Origin of the sequence: Leuconostoc mesenteroides subsp. mesenteroides, assembly GCA_009676745.1 — a bacterium.
Taxonomy (GTDB): Bacteria; Bacillota; Bacilli; order Lactobacillales; family Lactobacillaceae; genus Leuconostoc; species Leuconostoc koreense.
Window position 1 is genome coordinate 1,464,697 of the sequence record CP046062.1, and the last position, 21,191, is coordinate 1,485,887.

The 21,191-nt window shown below is 35.2% G+C and carries 24 protein-coding genes; 23 read left to right on the forward strand and 1 reads right to left on the reverse strand.

Features of this window, described 5'->3' with window-relative positions; genetic code table 11:
- Window positions 1–88: 88 nt before the first annotated feature.
- On the reverse strand, window positions 89–466 hold the full coding sequence (locus GJV51_07260; protein ID QGM25779.1) for a hypothetical protein: 378 nt from the start codon (window positions 464–466) through the stop codon (window positions 89–91).
- A gap of 298 nt (window positions 467–764) precedes the next feature.
- On the opposite strand from GJV51_07260, the gene GJV51_07265 reads away from it, so the two are divergent.
- The 23 genes from GJV51_07265 (at window position 765) to GJV51_07375 (ending at window position 21,060) form a co-directional block, all read left to right on the forward strand.
- Entirely contained in the window at window positions 765–1,646 is an 882-nt protein-coding gene (locus GJV51_07265) for a hypothetical protein (protein ID QGM25780.1), read from the forward strand.
- 385 nt (window positions 1,647–2,031) lie between these two features.
- Window positions 2,032–2,637, forward strand: coding sequence for a hypothetical protein (locus GJV51_07270; GenBank protein ID QGM25781.1), 606 nt, complete (start codon window positions 2,032–2,034; stop codon window positions 2,635–2,637).
- A 742-nt stretch (window positions 2,638–3,379) separates the two neighbouring features.
- Entirely contained in the window at window positions 3,380–4,033 is a 654-nt protein-coding gene (locus GJV51_07275) for a hypothetical protein (GenBank protein ID QGM25782.1), read from the forward strand.
- A gap of 130 nt (window positions 4,034–4,163) precedes the next feature.
- Window positions 4,164–4,958 carry a hypothetical protein gene (locus GJV51_07280; protein ID QGM25783.1) on the forward strand — a complete coding sequence of 265 codons (795 nt, stop codon included), beginning with the start codon at window positions 4,164–4,166 and terminating at the stop codon, window positions 4,956–4,958.
- Window positions 4,959–5,023: 65 nt separating this feature from the next.
- A complete protein-coding gene (locus GJV51_07285) occupies window positions 5,024–5,230 on the forward strand; it encodes a hypothetical protein (GenBank protein ID QGM25784.1) in 207 nt (68 codons plus the stop codon).
- A gap of 112 nt (window positions 5,231–5,342) precedes the next feature.
- The gene (locus GJV51_07290) at window positions 5,343–6,407 is read left to right on the forward strand and encodes a YdcF family protein (GenBank protein QGM25785.1); all 1,065 of its coding nucleotides are present in this window, start codon (window positions 5,343–5,345) and stop codon (window positions 6,405–6,407) included.
- Between the two features lie 22 nt (window positions 6,408–6,429).
- Complete coding sequence (locus tag GJV51_07295; GenBank protein ID QGM25786.1) at window positions 6,430–6,828, forward strand: DUF1093 domain-containing protein; 399 nt, start codon at window positions 6,430–6,432, stop codon at window positions 6,826–6,828.
- Between the two features lie 142 nt (window positions 6,829–6,970).
- The gene (locus GJV51_07300; protein QGM25787.1) at window positions 6,971–9,115 is read left to right on the forward strand and encodes an aggregation substance precursor; all 2,145 of its coding nucleotides are present in this window, start codon (window positions 6,971–6,973) and stop codon (window positions 9,113–9,115) included.
- An 88-nt stretch (window positions 9,116–9,203) separates the two neighbouring features.
- The gene (uasX, locus tag GJV51_07305; GenBank protein ID QGM25788.1) at window positions 9,204–10,160 is read left to right on the forward strand and encodes a serine-rich aggregation substance UasX; all 957 of its coding nucleotides are present in this window, start codon (window positions 9,204–9,206) and stop codon (window positions 10,158–10,160) included.
- Window positions 10,161–10,190: 30 nt separating this feature from the next.
- Complete coding sequence (locus GJV51_07310) at window positions 10,191–11,138, forward strand: conjugal transfer protein (protein ID QGM25789.1); 948 nt, start codon at window positions 10,191–10,193, stop codon at window positions 11,136–11,138.
- A gap of 11 nt (window positions 11,139–11,149) precedes the next feature.
- On the forward strand, window positions 11,150–11,377 hold the full coding sequence (locus tag GJV51_07315; GenBank protein ID QGM25790.1) for a hypothetical protein: 228 nt from the start codon (window positions 11,150–11,152) through the stop codon (window positions 11,375–11,377).
- 5 nt (window positions 11,378–11,382) lie between these two features.
- Window positions 11,383–11,757 (forward strand): MFS transporter permease, encoded by a 375-nt coding sequence (locus GJV51_07320; GenBank protein ID QGM25791.1) that lies wholly within the window; start codon window positions 11,383–11,385, stop codon window positions 11,755–11,757.
- A gap of 127 nt (window positions 11,758–11,884) precedes the next feature.
- Window positions 11,885–12,454 (forward strand): alanyl-tRNA synthetase, encoded by a 570-nt coding sequence (locus tag GJV51_07325; protein ID QGM25792.1) that lies wholly within the window; start codon window positions 11,885–11,887, stop codon window positions 12,452–12,454.
- 54 nt (window positions 12,455–12,508) lie between these two features.
- Complete coding sequence (locus GJV51_07330) at window positions 12,509–14,551, forward strand: hypothetical protein (GenBank protein ID QGM25793.1); 2,043 nt, start codon at window positions 12,509–12,511, stop codon at window positions 14,549–14,551.
- The gene (locus tag GJV51_07335; GenBank protein QGM25794.1) at window positions 14,548–15,690 is read left to right on the forward strand and encodes a CHAP domain-containing protein; all 1,143 of its coding nucleotides are present in this window, start codon (window positions 14,548–14,550) and stop codon (window positions 15,688–15,690) included. The genes GJV51_07330 and GJV51_07335 overlap by 4 nt, the downstream gene beginning before the upstream one ends.
- A gap of 15 nt (window positions 15,691–15,705) precedes the next feature.
- Window positions 15,706–16,230 carry a hypothetical protein gene (locus GJV51_07340; protein ID QGM25795.1) on the forward strand — a complete coding sequence of 175 codons (525 nt, stop codon included), beginning with the start codon at window positions 15,706–15,708 and terminating at the stop codon, window positions 16,228–16,230.
- Window positions 16,220–16,786, forward strand: a complete 567-nt coding sequence (locus GJV51_07345) for a hypothetical protein (protein ID QGM25796.1) — start codon at window positions 16,220–16,222, stop codon at window positions 16,784–16,786. Before GJV51_07340 ends, GJV51_07345 begins: the two co-directional genes overlap by 11 nt.
- A gap of 12 nt (window positions 16,787–16,798) precedes the next feature.
- Window positions 16,799–17,257, forward strand: a complete 459-nt coding sequence (locus tag GJV51_07350; protein ID QGM26118.1) for a thiol-disulfide isomerase — start codon at window positions 16,799–16,801, stop codon at window positions 17,255–17,257.
- A 31-nt stretch (window positions 17,258–17,288) separates the two neighbouring features.
- Window positions 17,289–19,793: a DUF87 domain-containing protein gene (locus GJV51_07355; protein QGM25797.1), complete on the forward strand. Its 2,505-nt coding sequence runs from the start codon at window positions 17,289–17,291 to the stop codon at window positions 19,791–19,793.
- 14 nt (window positions 19,794–19,807) lie between these two features.
- Window positions 19,808–20,137 (forward strand): hypothetical protein, encoded by a 330-nt coding sequence (locus GJV51_07360; protein ID QGM25798.1) that lies wholly within the window; start codon window positions 19,808–19,810, stop codon window positions 20,135–20,137.
- On the forward strand, window positions 20,130–20,492 hold the full coding sequence (locus GJV51_07365) for a hypothetical protein (GenBank protein QGM25799.1): 363 nt from the start codon (window positions 20,130–20,132) through the stop codon (window positions 20,490–20,492). The genes GJV51_07360 and GJV51_07365 overlap by 8 nt, the downstream gene beginning before the upstream one ends.
- A complete protein-coding gene (locus GJV51_07370; GenBank protein QGM25800.1) occupies window positions 20,492–20,749 on the forward strand; it encodes a hypothetical protein in 258 nt (85 codons plus the stop codon). Before GJV51_07365 ends, GJV51_07370 begins: the two co-directional genes overlap by 1 nt.
- Window positions 20,749–21,060, forward strand: a complete 312-nt coding sequence (locus tag GJV51_07375; protein ID QGM25801.1) for a hypothetical protein — start codon at window positions 20,749–20,751, stop codon at window positions 21,058–21,060. Before GJV51_07370 ends, GJV51_07375 begins: the two co-directional genes overlap by 1 nt.
- Window positions 21,061–21,191: the final 131 nt, after the last annotated feature.

A 21,191-nucleotide genomic window follows, 5' to 3' on the forward strand; every position in this document is an offset into this window, starting at 1 on the left:
TAATATTCGCGTCTTTTCTACCAAAAGAGCGCAAAATTGAAAAGGTAAATAACAAAAATCAAATCAATTATTTGTGAATGCATGACCACTAAGAAATTAAATTGACAATCCCAAGATTTATTCCATCTCTAGATAAATCTAAATAGTGATATTTGTATTGAAAAATGCTATCAAGTATTTTTGATTCAAAGTTTATCGAATTAATTTTTTTGTCGGAATCCACTCTGTTTATAATAAAGCATGTCAAATAACATGTATTTCCCATTGAACTTTCAACTAATAAGGTTATAGGTCGAGGCATGTTGACACCAATAAAGCATTGACCAGTTAGGATATACTTTTTCTTGAAATTGTATTCTTTTGCAAATAGAGAAACTAATTCTTCCTCTGAAAATAAGCTCATTCGATAATCGTCTATTACAAATGGTATTTTCCCATTTTGATAATTAATAACACCCTTAAACATATTTATCACTCCTACTATTTTAGTATATAAATTCATCTTAACTTATTATCATAAGGGACTACAATACAAATCCCATAAAGATAAGGTATCTATTTTGTTCTCATACTAAAAAATAGTCCATTTTTTTAGTATGAGAACAACCAAGCTTAAAAAAAATTGATAATGAACAACACGAAATTTTTAAAGAAACAGACTTAACTACCAAGATTTTCAAATAATGTATCTAGTATCTTTTTCTCAAGTTTTGCCGTAAAATGTTAATAACACATTTGAAATATAATTATGCCTGAAGAGAAATATGCCACAAGCAAAAGATATTATAGAAATTTATGACAAATTCACAAAAAAAATGGGAATACCCATTGTAAACATAGTAAACATAATTTTTGTGATTGATTTATTGATTCTTTGGAAACCGCAATACAGATCACTATTATCGGTCAATAGCTGGCCTGCTAAGTCAATTCAATCTTTTATTATAAAATCGATTACAGTATTTAATAGTTACTACTTATTTTTTCTGATATCAATATTCTTATTTGCAACTATTATACTTCTATTACATTTTTGGACTCCTGTGTTTAATTTATTGCCCGAAGATGTTGAAATGAATGATGACACTGTGGTGGTGTGGAACCAGGTAACTGCATTTCGCAGATTGCTCAATTTATTATTTATTTTACTGACAAGCATTTGGATATATTGGTTGACTATCAATATCATACTAAATCCATTTGATTTTATAAAAGAATTTCATAATTACGTCTTTGTCGAGAATAAGTTATTAATTAATCACTACATATCTCTCAACATGTTGCATGCTAGTCACCTGTTAATTCTCCTCAACGCATTCATCACAATTATTTGGGTACTGAAGGCTTTATTCCAAATTCGAATTCCTATTTTTGACAAGACTATCAAATCAAGTGATTTAATTCTTTATACTGAACTTAACTCATTTAATTATAATGAAAACTCCTTACACAATCAAACGATGATACTTAAAAAAACTATTAAAAAAGAGGAGCATTATTATCTAGTTTCTGGTCATTCTAAACCCCAAAAAAGATTTTTTTATAATAATTATATTGATAAATACGAGATATTGAATAAGTCATTAAATTTTACAGAAATTCAATACCATTTTGACACACTAAAGTCAAAACACTTACACGATTAACGTGGTCTATAGACGTTTGCGTTTAAAATTAAAATCTATCATTTGTATTTCACAATTGAAGGGAATTTTTATTAAAAATACAAATAAAAAATTCTACATTATCGCTATAATCGGATATATTTGAAATTGCTAGAAAAAGCTTGAGTCATAAATTATTTTTAACGCTTTCATTTGAATAAGATAAATTGTAAAATCAGACTGATTCCTTGAAAAAAAGCAGCGACTTTAATTGTAATCGTCTCAAGTATTTCTCAAGCAAATGCTGAACATGACTAGTCTATTATGTGCTATATTTCTAGCTTTGCTGGAATTGAATGACGCAGGCGTCTCTGATGTGAAGAGCCATACAAAAATTTTTAATCAACACTGAGGCGGAAGAAAAACCATGGAAGACAAGACAACCCCAGAATTCAAAATGATCTATAAGGACATTGAGAAAGAAGTTATTGACCTATCTTATAAAATAACGTTTGATGAAACTCAAAAGAATGTATACTCAACCTTCATAGCTGAGTTGGAATTACGAATATTCGCACTAATTGAATCAGTTGCAAAATTTTATGGTTCAGAAAAACAAGGTGATCAATATGATTATTTTTTTGGTAAACTTTACGTATCTGAGAAGAATAGACCGCATGTCCTAGTGACTATGAGTGGATATAAATTAAATAAGAAGGATTATAGTGATGTATTCGAAAAAAAGGAAGACAAAGTAATTATGGTTGATAAAGAAAGGAAGGTACACTATGACCCAAAAGGCAATAATAATTGGAAATACAACAACGCTTACCAAAATCTACGTCATAATTTTGTGGATTCTTTACCAATCTACGGAACTCTTGAATATTTATTAGAGTCATTAGCAGTTCTTTTTGTAGTTTTAGATACGAAAGATTCTCAAATATTTTCAACATATGAATTTACTGACGACGGAAGAAAAAGTTATTGGCATTACCAGGGAAGCGGAATGGCGGTACGGAAAAGTGAATGAATTTGATCGGAGTATGTAAAATTATAAGCATAAGGTTTGATATGGAAGTTGAAATACCTCTGTAACATACCTTGTGCTTATTATTTTGTAGAAAAGGCTTATATTATTAAGAAAACCTAAAGAACACAAAATAAGCACAAAAAAAGACCAGCCAATGGCTAGTCAATTTGTACATTGAAAACTTAATATTGATTGACACATAGTTAATGCCCCACCACGGTTATTAAATAGTGCAGAATATAATGTTTCAATACATTTATTATACTGTATTTTTGAAAAGTGTTCAATCCGGAGACTGTAAACAGTAAGAGAGAAAAGTCTAGAAAAATTGAGTTAGTCACAATTTCCGCTCCGATATCAAAAATACAACATGTCGAGAAATGTAAAGTGCTAGATTGCATTTCGGAAATGGGCAGAGCCTAAGAGTGTTGCTTGAATGTCCTACTTATGAAGTAGGCGACTTTAAAACATTTGAGAATTTAGCATAGTTAATCATAAGGACGGATATAGTCAAAATAGAATTATATCCCGTGAATTAGAAAACGTTAGTAAATATTTATTGTATATTTTTACAAACAGTATTGATATTAGCAAAATCAGGCATTTCTGTTTTTGCTTTTTTGATTATAAAATTCTTTATTTTCGATTGTTCGTGAACATTATTCGGAGATAATAGAATTTTTATTATTTAGTTTATTTGTTAGGGCAGGTTTTATGATATATTGATAATGAGGTGGCTGACTTGGTTAATATTGCATTGCACTTTTGGGAATTTATACATCCTATAATATCTTATATTTTAAAACAAACTACGCTTGTTAGTTTAATTGCTATTTACGTTGGAAGTAAAAATGTGGCAAAGCAAATTAGAATATCACGACAGCCACTATTAGTATTCAAAATACAAGATGCAGAAATTAATAATGAAGCGAAGAATATTGACGGAGAATCTCAGTTGGTTGAAAATGTAGGCGTAAATACTGCGGTCAATGTAAATATTTTTAGATGTTTTTTAGATATAACCCAAGAGTCTTTTTGGTACAAACATATACACGAACATCTTCCTAACTTTATAAAGAAACGAAATAACAAAAATCAATATCCATTTGCAACAGTGACTTTGGAAAAAAGCCTAGGAACTATAAAAGCTGATGGGCAAAAAAATATTGGTTTATTGCCATATTCAAGTAGTTATGAAATTTTTATTGTACAGTATCAAGATATGCTAGGTAACTATTATCAAACATTAATGCGCCCACAAAATGGTAGGGGAGATTTTGAAAAAGTAGTTCCTCCAAAAAAAATCTGTTCAAGAAATAGAATTGAAAATACGTTTATTGGACACACTGAGAAATTTAGGCTGTCACGCTTTTTGAAAAATGGTTACAACATATAGTTAGGTTTAAGAACTATATAATTATTTTCAATGCTTAAATTCAAACACAATATGCATTCCACATTAAAAAACACAGAAATCAAATGATTTTTGTGTTTTATTTTATAAAAGAAAGTAGAGGATTTACATTATGGTTAATAAGTTTGGTAGTTTATCACTACAAGGAAAAAGTATCGGAAAGCTCACATTTGCTGGGCGTAATTTAGTTGGTGCTAATGCTGATGTGGCAGTGGCAATGTTGAATGTGAACAACACATTGAACACTGAAAATGTTACACCACAGGCTGGCTTTGATTTTAGTATGCCTTTTGGCACAGCGTTGAAACTGATTGATGCAAAAATTATTGCTGGTACTGCTCGCAGTAACCAAAGAAATGGCGCTCGTGTTGCCACTAAGACAGGAACTTTGTTACCTATGTCTGATGCTAAAACAGACACTTTGCCAGAAGAAGAATATGATGCTGTATTCGTATCAGGTAAAGACAAGACACCACATGGACGTGTGCGTAGTGCTGATGCGTTTGATAGTCATGATTTAGTTTTGTTTAGGGTTACACCTAATTATAAAACTGATAATCGTGGCGAAGTTGCCCGTGATGATTATGATGAACCAATTATTTCAAATTATCAGTTCAACTTTATCCAACAAAGCAAGTCAGGCGATGTTGGCAATGATGATAACATTGTCCGTATTTTGGTTGACCCAGCAGAAAGTGAACGCTTGCAAGCTGGTTTGAAGCCGGGGGACAAGTTAGTGCCACAAGGTTTGAAGTTTGCATTTGCTGGTAATGATGCCACTGATTGGACAGTGTATGCTGACACGTTAGTTGCACTTGATGAAAAGGCAACCGAAAAGGCAACCGAAAAGCCAGCATCAAATCAAAGTAAGACAACGACTAATCAAGCTGACAAAGCAAAAGGTTAATAGCATCATAATATAGTAGAAAGGTTAAAGGCCGATTAAACAATTGGTCTTTTTTAGTTGTTACAATGGCACAAAAAATGATTTATTTTGGCTTTATGTTTGGAGTTTGGCTCGTCTATATTGGGTCTATGCTCCCTATATTTTTACTCTTTATGAGTTTGGGTCAATCGCTACATGTTGCTATGGCTGTTGCTAGTGTGCTGACCTTTTTATTTATTATCGTTCAAAGAACCTTTACAGAGTTACATGTAATCAATCACACAATAACATAAACTCTTGTCATCAAAAAATTTTAAGAAATTTTGAGCAATAGTTTCTGCTTTTTTTGTAAAAACCTCTTTCATGCTACAATTGTAGTTAAGTAAGAGAGGGGATTCATTTATTATGGGCAATATTTTTGATAACTATTTTAGTTATTCTATATTTTTTATTGCCGCATCAGCTGTGATGTCGTCAATAAATTTTCTTCTAATCAAGAAAAACCGTTATAGACTTCTGTGTGGTATGGCAACCATTGCAACCATTTTTAGTTATTTTGTCTCACTATCTATTATTGTTCTCCAGATCAATAACAAAGTGTTGACTTATGTCTATTTGGCTGTGTTGGTATTGATTTTCATACCCATTTTTTTATTGACATTTTTAAGCGCATTCTTGTTTATATGGAATGGCATCATAGTTTGGCGGCGTGAAAGTCATTCAATTGGAAACATGCTAACTTTAATTATTGGCATTTTACTGCTACTAATTCCAGTTGTCTTCAGTATGTTGAATAGATATATTCCAAACAACAAAATTATTGATTTTGTGGAGAATGTTTCATACGGTTTTCAAAATTATTTACTTTTTTGGGTTTTGACATTTCTTGCATCTTATGTGATTACAAAAGTGGTTCGTCCAAAATTTAATAAAGAATATGCTATTATTTTGGGATCCGGTTTGATTAATGGTGATACGGTTTCACCATTGCTCGGCTCAAGAATCATGGTAGCTGCTAACTTCAAAAATCAACAATTCAAGAAAAATAAAATGCCTATGAAATTAATTATGTCTGGTGGCCAAGGGCGAGATGAGTTGTTGGCCGAAGCTGAAGCTATGAGAGAATATGCAATTAATCACGGGGTGCCAAAATCTGATATTCTAGTAGAAAATCAATCAAAAAATACTTATCAAAATATGCTTTTTTCTAAACAAGTTGTTGAAGAAAATGGATTTGATTTACAAAAAGGGATTTTTGCAACAAATGATTACCATGTTTTTAGAGCAGCGGGTTTTGCACATTTAGTTGGCTTGAATATCGATGGTATAGGCTCTAAAACAAGTAACTATTTTTTGCCTAATGCATTAATTCGTGAATATATAGCAATTCTTTCTAATCACAAAAAATTTCATATAGCTTTTATGCTAATCATTGTGATTATTAATATATTGTCCATATTTATCTCTTAGAATACAGGAGGAAAAATATAAAATGAAAAAAGTCAGTTTAATCATTGCAAGTCTATTGACAATAAGTTTAGTTATTGGCCTAGCAATTCAGGTCAGAAATTATTATGACAACACCTATGCAGCGTCCAAGGCGTATACTAGGGCGCCCGTAAAAGTTCCTAATCGTGAAGAAACAAAAGACGACACGGGCAAGGTAATTAAAGGATCATACAGTTATCAGTATCATTTTGAATTTGTGACCGCTGATGGTACTAAAAAAAGCATTTCTTTTGAGCTATCAGGAGAAAATGTCAAACCATTTAAACCAGGCGAATTTTTGGAAGCGGAAGTATCGAACACTAGAGTTTTATATGGTCCAACTGCCATTAAACAAAATAAAGTACCAAAATCAGTGTTAAAAAAGATTTCAGTAATTGAATAAAATTTACAGACATTACTCTGTGAAAATGAAAAGTTTCCATTCGGAGGCTTTTTTTTTTGAAACTACACGATTGTGTTAGAAATACTTTATAAGGAAGGGAAAGAAAGGCTACCTAATATGTAGTCTTTTTATTTAGAAAATTATGGAAAATGTAAAAAAATATAAGTTGTACAAGTCAGATAAGTTGTGGGTAATCGGAGCTGTTGCAGTAACTGCTGTTGCTGTGAGTGCTAATATCACACATGTCAGTGCTGATACTGTTTCAAATGCTGATGCACATGCTGTTAAAACCACTGATGCCACGCAAAATGACAAGCAAGTTCAATTAACTGCTTCATCAACTGGTACAGCTACGGACAAAGCGACAACTGATGATGCCACTAAATCTGCAACTGTTTCTTCAACTGCTGAAAAAAGCACAGTGCCAACAACTGCCGGTTCAAGTGTGACACAAGACCAAGCAAAAGATGCGGTCGATAAAGCACAAGATACTGTTAAGAGTGGTGCAGACACCGCTTCAAAAGCTGGTGTTGATGTGACGACTGGTAAGACAACTGATGTCACAATCAATGATGACAACGCTTCATCAAAAACAAATGAAGTCTTATCAGATTTGAATAAGCAAGACCAAGCGGTTAAAGATGCCACGGCAAAACAACAAGCAAACGATCAGGCTTATCAAACGGCAACTACTGAACAAACAGATGCCACTAAGCAAGGTCAAGCTGATTTGGACAATGCCACATCAGACCTTGATAAACAAGTTGATACTACTGAAAAAGCTGGTATCAAAGTCAACGTTGAAGTCGCTCAATCTTCACCCGAATATAAGGACTTGTCGGGACTAGAGGGACAAGATTTGTTAGATGCAATGGCTTATAACATTAACTTGTATAAACAAGCAATCGCAGACGGTGTGGCAAGTGAAAAAGCTGATACTGAAACATTGGCTAAATTGACGGCTGAATACCAACAAAAGCAAGCTGATTACGCCAAAGCTAATGCAGACCGTGATGAAGCGGTTGAAAAAGGACAATCAGATTTGAACAATGCGACATTAGACCTTGATAAGCAAGTTGAAGCAAGCAAAAATGCTGGACTTGATGTTAGTGTTGAAGTTTCAAAAGTTTCGCCAAAGTACAAAGATTTGACTGGCTTAGAGGATCAAGATTTATTAGATGCAATGGCTTATAACCTTGATTTGTACAACAAAGCAGTAGCTAGTGGTGTGGCAAGTGAAAAAGCCGATACTGAAACATTGGCTAAATTGACGGCTGAATATCAAAAGCAAGTGGCTGACTATGAAGCACAAAAGGCAGCGGTTGATAAGGCAAATGCTGATAAAAAAGCAGCCTATGAAAAAGCGCTTGAAGACTATATGAATGGGACTAACCATACGACAAGCATGACAGCCCAAACGCAAACTGATGCGTCATCTGGTCAATATCAAACCTTTATGAATGCCACTGTTGACCAAACAACAGGCGAATTCACATTGGAACACGATATGAACGACGGTGTACACATCATTGGTCATGGTGTTTTGAAAGGTAAAATCAATTGGAAGATTGTTTCAAATGGTGACGGCACAGAAACCGTGACGATTTCATCAATTGAATTGTATTCATATACGTATACCAATGCTTATCAAAACCAAGCGGTTAACCAAAATATCAATTTCCACGTCTATGACAATGACGGCAACGAACTATTTTCGGTTTACCATGACGGCAATACGACATTCTCAAAAACAATCAATAAGACTGCGCAAATTAACAAAACATTCAAAATCTCACCAAATGAGACTAGTCCCCTAACACAGGTTTTGGTTGTTGATGATAACTGGATATGGAATACACACGGTCAAGTATCAACGCAAATTAAGAATACTAATGTAGCGCCAAAGGCACCAACTTATGAGCAAGACCCTGTGAAGCCTACGGCACCGAAAGCAACAGTACATCATGTACAAGTTGTCGCACCTGCTAAAGGTCAAGAGCTTGCTGTACCAGTTGCTAGTGTTAAAAAGGTAACGGTTGCGGATATGCCAAATGCTGATAAGCCACAACCACAAAAGGTTGCAGTGCATTATTACAACATTAAGAAAACACCAAAGGTTGAAAAGACAGCCACACCCGAAACGCCAAAGGCAGTTGAAACGGCAAGTATTTTGCCAACAACGCATGCTAATGAAAATCAGGGTGGCGTTTTGTTAAGTGCATTGGCAGGGTTAGCTAGTCTTGGTTTGGCTTTTGGTATCTCAAAAAAAGGTAAAAAGCAAAACTAATTTAAAAATTGATCTCGTGACGTTATCACAGAATATAACCAAATGGGGTGTGAAGCCCAATCAATAAAATTGTTAGGAGACAATAAACATGTTGCAAAAACAACTTTTAATCGCTGGGTCTGTTTTAGGGGCTTTAGCATTAGGTCATCAAGCAGTTAGTGCTGATACTGTACCAACAACTGATACTAGTACAGCACAATCAGTACAAGCAACTGCTAAGGTGTTGCCACAAGTTAAGGCGGTTGTCTTAAGTGCTACAACTGATGTTGTGAGTGATGCCAATTCTAACGTAGATGACGGTACGACAGTGGGTGATGGTGGTACATCAACAGATGACGGTACCAGTGTTGATAACGGTGGTTCTGGTTCTTCAACTGATGACGGCGGTGGTTCTTCATCTACTGATAACGGTTCCGATGTTGATAATGGTGGTTCCGGTTCTTCAACTGATGACGGTAGTGGTTCTTCATCTACTGATGATGGTACCAGTGTTGATAATGGTGGTTCTGGTTCCTCAACAGAAGACGGTAATAGTTCGTCAACTGATAATGGTGGTTCAAGTTCATCAGAGGACAATGATAGTTCAAGTTCTTCATCAGATAACAATGGTTCTTCATCAAATGGTGGCGGTACGGATAGTTCAACGACTGGTGACAATGGGGCATCAAGCGAAGATAATACCGTGCCACTGACACCAACTACACCTGATACAAACAATCAAGGCGAAGTCAATCATGTCAAGCCAGTTGAAGTAACACCTGATAATTCTGGTAATGTTGTTGATGTGCCAACACAAGTTGCTAGTGTACCTAGCGTTGCTCGTGCAGTTGAAGCCTATAATCAAGCGCTAACTGCTAATGACAAAGATGCGACAAAGGCACCAGTTGTTGAAGCTAAGCAAAAACTTGATGATGCCGTAGCTAAGGCATTGCCATTAACACATGCCACAGAAAAGTCATCTATGGGTGGTAATGGCATCTTAGCATTGGCAGTGTCTGGTTTAGTTGCTTTGGGTGGTTTGATTTACAAGCGTAAGCATCTATAATGGTTTAAAAATAGCGAAAGGGGGTGTGAAATGCGTGGTCTCCCAAAACTCAAAGTGAATTTTGAGTATGAAAAAAAGCAAAAGGAAAAAGCAGTAAAAATACCTAAAGCTCACACAATGAATTTAGGTAAGGTACGTAAGATAGTTCTATTATTTCTAATAGGGCTTTTTATTTACTTTAGTTATGTATTGGTACTTGCTAATGCGATCGCTCAAAAGAATAAAACGTTGCGTGCAACGGTCACAACTTTAAGCAAAAAATTGGATAAAGCAAGTGCTGGTACAACCAGTTACAACCCTGTTGTCGGACAATATCTTGCCAACTTTTTGACACTTTATTATGCTTCATCAGATAGTAACGCTGATAGTCGTTCGCAACAATTAAGTAAATATTTGGCGAGTAATATCACACTACCTAACAACGTTGGCAATTCCAAAATGAAGTTAGATAGTGCTAAATTAAATGGCATCTTCACTGTGGATAGTGTCAAAACAGCACAGTATAGCTTGGTGGTTGAAGCGGACGGCAAACAAAGTGATATGACGGTTAATGTACCGTATGCGCAGGAAAATGAAAAACTAACCGTGATTGGTTTGCCTTATGTTGCCAACACAATTGATAGTGTCGGACACATAGGGACTGCAAGATTTGATAAAACTGGTAAGACAATCAACGATAGTGAAGTCACGGCAAAAGTCGTTAAGTTTACCAAACAATTTGCACAAAAATATGTATCATCTTCAACTAAAGATATGTCAATGTTAATGTCCGACCCTGTGGGGTTAAATGGTGCTGTTGACCTTGTGACGTTAGATGATAGTAGTATCAAAGTAACAGGCACAAGTGAAAAGCCAGTTGTGACAGCGACAATGACGGTTCAAGTTCATGGTACAAACATTATGCAAGTACAGACAATTAGGTTAGATTTGAAGAAACAATCATCAACCTATTTTGTCACTAAATTTGTACAAGCATAGAAAGGAGTATTATGGATATTTATAACGCTTTGAAACCTGTGTTGCTTTTTGGTGTTGTTGTTATCGCTGGTGGCCGTTCAATCGGTCATTATGGTAAGAATGAAACAAAAGCCATGTGGGTAACAATTTTAATTGGCGCTTTGGTTTATTTCTTCGTCAATGGACCAGCCAATACATTAAATGCCTTTTCTGGTTTGATGAATACAATTTTGAATTATATTCAAGGGCTAGGGGGTTAAGGTCTATGTACAATTACAGGCGAGTTTACACGAATTCGGCAAAGTTCAAAACGATTTATGGCGATTTCAAGTTACCAGTTTTTATTGATACTCGAATTGCTGGCGTTTTGTCAATTACAACGGTGATCGATGCCGTGATTATCTTTGTATTCAAACTTTATACTGTGAGTAATGGGGGTTTAACATTGGGGTTTGCTCTATTGGTTAGCACATTAGTTGGTGTTTATCAATTAGACAAACTACTCAAAGTTGATGATTTACCATTTGAGACAACGCTTAAATATGCTTTAACACATTATTGGCGTTATTGGTTTCAAAAGAAACAGTTGTATCAGGATAAACATTTGAATAGTAATCATAAGCGGTATCAAATTTTATAGTCTTTAAAAAGCATGTGAAAGCATGTTTTTATCATGTTATCGTCAATTGAAAGATAGGGCAGTGCTGGGGCAGTTCCAGCAGGTAACATTTTAATTTACAAAAAAATGGAAAGGTTGGTGTGATAGAATGGATATATTAACAACACGATATGAGAGAATGAATATGTCTGAAAAACCAAAAAAATTTGAGAAAAAGAATTTATTGTATCTAGTGATTGCAGGACTAGCTTTAGTCATTATCATTTTATTAGCATCATGGGTCATAATTTCCAATAATTCGGGTGCGACTACTGAAGAAACTGGTGCAACGGCTAAAGTAAGTAGTAGTGCATCGAGTATATCAAGCTCATCAACTAGTAAATACGTTGAGGGTAAAGACTACACTGTTAAATATTCAAATGACGGTATTATTGATAAAGCTAGTGTTGATGAAGCTATGACAGCTACTGGTGTTAATAATTATGAAAATGATATGAATACTGACGGTGGTAACTATGCAAAAATTGAACTCTATTATAATAAAGCAAAGAACGTAGTTGTTCAAAAACTATTTCAGAATGGTTATAAAAACAATGAGCCAACGGTGATAATAGCTTACGATTTATCAAAAAAAGAAATGGTAACAGGTCACATTGGACGGTTGTATTATGATAATCAGCCATTAGTATATACTTGGACGAATAATACAGTTCAATAAATATGTTAGTGTTTGCAATGTTTGCAGGCGCTTTTTATTTTGAAAGGAAAGCACATGTTAATAAAATTATGTCGGAAGCTAATTATTTTGGCTTCTTTTTTGTTTGTTTTGGGTTTTGCACAAACACAAGTATCTGCCAATGATAGTAGTAATTCGAACAGTTCCGTAATTTCTGATGATACTACTAAGGCAATCGATGATGCTTCAAAGCAAGCTGAACAAGCAGTCGGAGAAGTAACCAGTGATGCGGAAAAAAAGTCAGGGGATACTTCTTCCACTAGTGATTATACGGAGACAGAAATTAAATTAAATCTAACTCAACATAATATGAACTGGGTAAACAGTCATATTTTGCAAAATTACAAGTTCTATCATCAAGATAGTTCATTGACAGATTTTTCTTCTGGTGCGGCACATATTATGACTGATCTGTTTACAGCTGTTAATTTAAATATTGTTTATCCGTTGTTTGATAAGTCACTATCAACGATGTTTGATTTGACGAATATTACTGATGGTATCAATAAAGTTTTAGGTAGCGTGGGAAAATATTCTCAAAAAGCATGGCAAAGTGATGCCTTAAAAGGACTACTTTATGTAGCATTTGGCATTGGGCTTATTTGGACGTTTGCAAAAAGTATTAAAAATGGAGGTGGTTTAAAATCAATTCTTACGATACTTGTTATTGCAGTTGTCGGTTCGGCTTGGGTTAGTGGTGGTAGTACAGTATTAAAAACAATCAATACGTTAACTTCTAATGCGCAAACAGCCGTCTTTGTGGCGACAAGTGATATTGATGATAGTGGTTATACTTCAACTGGCGATGATTTCCAAGGTACTTTACGATACGCATACTTTACAAAAGCGGTTGAGCGACCTTTTTTGTTAGGTAATTATGGTGTTGCCACAATGGCAGATGCCGAAAAAGGTAATGATAAAATGGGTAACCCTTATCGTTTAATTGGTGGTAACGTCACTGATGATGTGTTGACAGAATTTGCGAAGAATAATAGTTATATTAAAAAGAAAGGCGGACAAGAATGGTATCAAGTCGCAATCGCCTTTATGTCGCCAGTGATGTCGGTTGCCTATGGTATACCTTTACTAATGGTTGGTTTAGCTAATCTATTAGTTCAATTAGGGGCTATTTTACTGTATTATTTAGCGCCTTTTACAATTATGATTTCACTTCTTCCAAAATTTGCGAATAGTGCTTTAAAAACTGCAATGGGTGCGCTGGGGTTGCTTTTTGCTAAGGTTGGTTTGTTATTTGGCATCATGTTTATTAGTTGGGTTGGCAATGTGACCGATACTGTTATTCCACCAACAAATAGTGCAAGTTCAATGTTAAACTCAATTGTTTATATTGTTTTGATGATTCTACTTTGGAAAAACAAAAGTTGGTTAGTGCAAACGATTACTGGTTCAAGTGTAGCTAATAATGCTATGAACAAAATCAGTATGACTCGGGCAGGACGTGAAGCACTAGGTACGGCAAATGAAATGCGTAATAGTGCTAATCGTATGTATCAAGGCGCACGTAACGGTATCAAACGTGGCAAAGACATGAAAGACAATTACAAAGACAAGCATAGTGATGATTTTGATGATGATGAACTTCGTGATGAAATTGAACAGGAAGAACAAGCAAAGCGTAAGCAAGCTCGCAAAGACTACCTTTCAAAAGATATGGCAAAGCATCAAGCACAAGTGAAAAAAGACCGTGCTAGTCGTTTAAAGAATGCAATGCCAAATCAAGATACACCACATGACATGCCACAGTCAAAGGGCAATGATTTGCCTGATAATAACGGTACACATAGTAGAGCAATTGCTGATGAAGTGAAATTGCCACGCTATCAACGTTCTAAAGAATTAAAGAAAGTCCCTGAAACGTCTGATAGCGCCACAGAGCCAACAGGACGTAAATCAAGTAAAAGTTATGAAACCGGTTCTAAAGAGGCACAGACAAGACGTGAGGCACGTTCAAAGGTATTGAAGTCAAAAGATGATACCACACATTTTAATCAACGTTTACAAGCTGATACTGAACAGCGTAAACAAAACAAGCAAGATTTAGATAAGGAGTTGCGATGAAAAAACTTCTGAAAGGCTATTTAATAGCTATTTTATCCCTTGTTTTTTTAATTATTGTCATTATTGGTATGTTTTCTAGCAATAGTGATCAGTGTCAATCTACCAGTACAGACGTTAGTGTCACAACCAGTGCTGATAAAGAAGCGGTTGCTAAGTCATTGCATGACAACCTTAAAAAAATATCAAGTGTGACCGAAGCTGGTATTGCTGGTTATCTGGGTAATACACAACATGAAAGTGGTTTTAATGCTAGTGTTGTGCAATCAAATGCAACTTACAATGAGACAACGGCAATGAACGCTAGTATCAGTGGTTACGCTTTTGGGCTTAATCAATGGGACAATTCAAGGCGTGTTGAGTTGCTGAATTATGCGAAATCTCAAAATAAAAAGTGGACTGATGCCAGCTTGCAATTAGATTTTGCCCTTAATCATGACGGCACGAACTCTGATTTATTAAAGCAAGGTCTGAAAATGACTAACGTTGATGATGCCACTGAATTTTTAAGAGCTAGTTGGGAACGTGGTGGTGTTGGGACAACAGCTACAAGACAAAGCTATGCTCGTTCTTGGTATGCTAAGTTTTCCAATGGGTCATCAGATACAGCCGTTGACACCGCCACAACTGGTACTGAAACAACTCAAAATACTGATAACACAACTAATAATTCCAGTGGTTGCTCAACCAATGTTGCGCAAGGTATGGGAACTAGTGGTGCGCCAGTTAAAGAAATTCCTAGTGCCTATAAAAGCAAAATTAAAGATACGAATTTCACAGCCACGTCATCATCAAATACTTATCCATTCGGACAATGTACTTGGTATACCTATAATCGTATGCAAGAATTAGGCACACCAGTAGAAAATGGCTTAGGTAATGGTGCTGATTGGGGTAAGAATGCTAAAGCCAAAGGGTATAAAACTGATAGTCAACCACATGTGGGTTGGGCAGTTAGTTTCTCACAAGGTGCAGACGGTGCCGACCCGACTTACGGACACGTAGCCGTAGTTGAAGCGATCAGTGATGACGGTAAGCATTTCTTAGTTAGTGAATGTAATGTTGTGGCATCTGGGACTGGAACGGTTAGTTTTAGAGAATTAACAGCAGGTCAAGGCGTAACCTTTATTCAAGGTAAATAATCGAAAGGAGATAGTATGAAAAATAGCCGTTTAATCATTGTTGCGTGTTTAGTTTTGGCTGGTATTCTTGTAACACAATTTAATCAGATGCCTAATTTAGATAAACAATTAGTTCAAGCTAAAGCTGATTTAAAGCAAGCTAAATTAAGTCAAAAAAAGTCAAAGACAATCGTATCTAGTCCTCAATCACAACAATCGACAGTTAGTGATAGCACTAATCAAGTCACTAATTTTGTAAAAACATTTAGTAATCAGCCTACTTCAACTTATCCTGATAGTTTGAAAGGGTTGGCATCACAAAAAGTGATTAACGAATTAACACAGACTTTTGCGCCTACTGTGACGTTTAGTGACAAGGCACATTATGATGTACCACTTGTCGGGCTTAAAAATGCTTGGGGGTCTGATTTAGAATATTTAGTTATTGCTAAGAGTGATGTACAAAGTGTGGCTTACACAATCACTTATGATACTGATGAAAAGCAAGTGACTGATATGTCACGACTAAACTTGAAAGGGGCATTCGATAATGAAAAATAAGGTTTTACTTAGCATTATGAGTTTGCTTTTAGTTAGTCTTGGCATCACAATGTCAATCACAAATCATAAACGGTCACAGATAGCAGAAGTTAGAAAGGAAGTGTCGCAAGTGGCTAAAACACAAAAGCATGTCACGACACAAATTGATAACTTGCAAACGACTTACAATGCAAATGATGCGACAGCTAAACGAAAGTTATTAGAATTTGCAAAGGCTTATTATACTTTTAGTAGTCAGTCAGATTATGATAAGCGATTTAGTAAGGTGTCTGGTATTGTGTCACTATCTAAAGACCAGCAAAACAGTTTATTTGATAGTGGACTAGATGCCACTGGTGGGTCACGAATTGATAATCTTGGTTTAACTAGTGAGTATCAAACAGCCACAGGTTATACAAGTGATTTAGATAATCAAACAATCGAAAGCCTAGCGAATGTGGTTGTACAAACTAGTGGTACAGGTCAAAAAGCAATCAATCAAACCGTTCTTTTACATGGCTGGTTTGATATAAAAACGCAGAAACTAACATCAATTAAAATCAATCAAATACAGTAAGGAGAATGAATGATGAAACATTATATTAAAGGGGGTAATGAAACTAAGAAAGGGAATAAAAAACAGTTACCCAAACCCATTACAATTATTATCAATAGCGTATTACCAGTCATTTTGTTATTAGTGGCTGGTTTTTATTTTATCCCGAAAGCATCAATGTATTTTCAAAATAATGATGTGAAAGGGTTAGATACAAATGTACAAGCTGTGATGTTTTACAATGCCGATTGCGCACATTGTCAAAAGGTCTATCCCAAAATCTTTTGGCACAATGTTTTGAATTTCAATCATGAGGACAAACAAATTCAAACAATCAATGTGCAAAACGTCAATAACAAACATTATGTGTCTGACTTTGCGATACAAGAAACACCAACGTTTATGAAACCTAATAACCCAAACATGAAGCTTGTCTCAACTGATGTGAAACAAATTAACAATTTTGCAGAAACTGGGGCAAGTGATCAATGACAAATTTTAAAAGAAAGGTAGGTCATTAAGTATGGCAAAGAATGTCAATGTAAAGTACGAAAACCCAGTTGTGCAATATCAAGATAATTTACTCCTGACAATAATCGGTGATGTGTGGGCTTACTATCAGTTAAAACCATTTCAAATCAATGTCGCTAATGCACAAGATAAAAGCAATTTTAAAGAAACATTTGTTGATGTGTTTGAGCGTTTACAAAAATATGATGATGTTGATTTGAAGTTGATTCCAGTTGATATGGACTTGGCGGGGCGTATTCAAGGCACTAGTCCTGATTGGGCAAAAGATATAGCTGATGTGGCGCAATACTATATGGGTCAAGAAGAAGTCGATATTTTGGAAAGTGAATTTAAGCCAGCAATTCGTGATGAATTCTATATTGGTGTTAAGTTGAAAAATACCAGTGTTGGGGACGACTTAAAAGACAAGTTCCAGTTTGCCACAGATTTAATCTTGCGTAGATTGGCAGAAACCATGCGTTATCAGGTCAAGTTTGATGACAAATTCTTTGAACGTTATCAAACTATGAATGATGATGTACTTGGTATTTTGCGACCGCTAGATGCCGTTAAAATGTCCGAAGAAAAGTTAATCAATATGTTAGGCTCAACTTATCATCATCAAGGAATGAAAGATTTTTCTAACATGCGTGATACGGCTTTTGATTTAGCAAAATTGGGTATTGTCAAACGTGAAACGCAGGAAGAAACAGACTATATTAGTCACTTGGTTTTGAATTTGCCTGATAGACTAGACAATTTAGCGCTTATTCCTGAATTACAATCGTTTAAATTTCCTGTTGAAGTTCATTTTAAAATCAATTTTCCACAACGTGACGGTTTTAAAGGAATGAAACAAGAGACTAGAAGTTCAAAAGGAAAGTACAAAGATGAATTAGAAGATGCCTTGTCAAGTGATGATGATAGTTCAAAGCGTTCTCGAACAAATTATGCTTTAGCACAAGACTTGGCTGATGTTATGGATAGTAAAGATGCTTTTATGCAATGGCTGTTAGTTCTAGTAGTGCGTGATGATGATGTTAAGCAATTAAAAACTAAGATTAGAGAAATTAAAACACGATTATCTACCTTTAGTCGTGAAATAGAAGTTTTTCAACCTAGTTTTAATCAAGAATTATTGTTGTATCAAAATCTGCCAGCGACTAATTTGGGCGTTTTTAAACGTTGGCGACAATTTACCAATGCGCCAGCCCTAGCCCAGTTGATGTTTGGTACTAGTCACGAATTAGGGTCTCGAACTGGCTTTTATATTGGACGTGTGTTAGATACAAACCGTTACTTTAGTGTCGATAGCGCCGTGGCATCTTCAAGAACATTGCTTTTAATCAACCCAGTGATTGCCAACAAAGGAATTGTTGGGGCGAAAACAGATAGTCCACACATAGCGATCACTGGCGATACCGGACAAGGAAAGTCATTCTTAGTTAAAATTCTGTTGAATTATCTTGCTATGTTCGATGTCAAGCTGTTGTACGTTGACCCTAAGCAAGAAGTGAGACGTTGGTTTAAAGCATCATTGGAAGATAATGAAAACCCGTTTTTCACTAAGCTGATGAATTCATTTCATTATGTGACTTTGAATGCCAATGATAGTGCTAACCGTGGTGTTCTTGACCCAATGCTTACTTTGAACAGTAAAAGTACAGTTGATGAAATACCTAGTGTCTTGACGTTGGTTAAGGAAATGTTGGTACAAGTTCGGTCAATCTCACAAGATATGGAACTTGATACGGCTTTGACGAATGCAATTAAGCAAGTTTGTAATCAACGATTAGCAGGCGAACAAGTTGGTACAATGGCGATTATCGAAATTCTAAAAGCTGGCAATGAGAAGTCACAACAGTTAGCGAATTATTATGAGAGTGTCATTCCTGATAGTATGTTAAAACTTGCTTTTAGTAACGGACAAACGGATAGTATCGAATTTAATAATCAACGGACAATTTTAGAAGTGACGGGTTTGGACTTGCCACACGCTGAACAAGAAGTACGTAGTTACACTGAAACACAAAAATATTCGGTATCGATTATGTTGGCATTAGGTAAGTACCTTGAAAAATTTGGACGTGAAGACACGAAACGATTTAGTGCTGAAATTATTGATGAAGCGTGGATATTTAACGCTTCGCCTGCTGGACGTAAAGTCTTGGACGGCATCAAGCGTTTGGGTCGTTCTGAAAACAATATGCTGATATATTCCACTCAAAGAGTTGGTGATGTCAATGATGAAAAGAGTAACGGTCAATATGGACAAATATTTGCCTTTGATAGCGCTGATGATAGTGAGCGTGAAAATATCTTGCGACATTTTGGTTTGCCAGTGAATAAATCAAATATGGATATGTTAAAAGACCTGAAAAAGGGTCAATGTTTGTTTAGGGATATTTATGGTCGTGTCGGTAAGGTGGTTATCCATTCGTTATTTGAAGAATGGACGAAAGCCTTTAAGACAGTTGATAAGAACGCTGGTGCGGAGCTTGAAGCAAAGTACGGATAAGAAAGTAGGAACTAATAATGAATGTTGTATTTTTAGTGATTGTTGGGGTTGGCATTTGGTATGTGTATTTTAGACATGATGCCGAATTGAAAAAATTAGATCAGTTGGCACAAGATATTTATAAGACAAAAGACTTGGCAATTACTATGCCACAGGCTAGTGATTTGTCAAAAGATATTCAAGAGACAACTGGTGTGATTACTGGTAAGACAGTGACTGCTTTTGATAAAAAGCAACTTACTTTAAAGATTGAAGCCAGTGGTTATACAATTACGGTTATTTTGGATAAAAAGCGAGATGTGGTTCGCTTTGATGTAACGAACAGAGGTAAGGTTGATGACTAAAGTTGATTTTACAATGGCAGATTTACAAAGTACAATGCTTGGTTATTCCGAGGGTATGCTTGTGAATGAAGATGTTTCACGGAAAGCTAAACGTGCTTATAAGTTATTTCATGATAAGTATTTAGCAATCAAAGACCAAATCAAAGATTTTGATGAAGCAAGATATGCTTTTATTTATCATGATATGTCGTTAGAGTATTTTGCAAAACAAGCAAAGTTAATGGTTAGAGCAGGTAATTATAATAGCTTAGATATTTTTGGTAATTATCTTGAATATATTGATAGCTACAATGAATTATCGGCATTGATTAGAAATGATTATGTGCCTGTTAAAAGTGATGAAAAAGAGGTTTAATCATGAGTGAATTTAAAAAGTATCGTATGACACGTAAAAATGTGTTGTTGTTAGCTCAAGCAATTATCAATGTTCATGGAAAGATTGCTTGGCAAGATTATGCTAGTGATAGTCCTTATCCCGACCAACATAGTCTTACTTTGAATGAGATTAAGGGCAGTCCTCAAAAATTTGAACGATTTAGAAATGAATTCACACATCAAATGTATGATTATGTCATCAATGATGAGATGCAGAGATTGGAGAGTGAACGTTAATGTTTGGCTTAACAGTTGATGAATTTAAACAATCTTATTTTCCGAAGTATAGAGAGAGCGGTGTTATTACTATTGCTGATGTAAAAGATGCTAAGCGTTGTTCTGATAAATTTCATGATTTTTTAGTGAATAGTGTTTTTTATTCTAGTGTGGCTTGCTTTAGGGTTTATGATAATGAATTATTTGGTTTTTACAAACAAGCTGAAAGATGTTTGAAGTCAGGTAAGACAGATGCTTCAAACATTGAAGTTGAGTGGCGTTTATTGGCTGGTAGTGGCTTGACGTGTCGTCGTTTTCTATCGGGTAATTGATAAGGGGTACATTTATGAATTGGATAGACTTATTAAAATATTTTTTGATTAGTTTCTTTATCTGGTTTAATTACATTATATTTGTTGAGAAAGGGGAAGATTGGAAATTAAGTTTGGTAGCGTTTATTTGG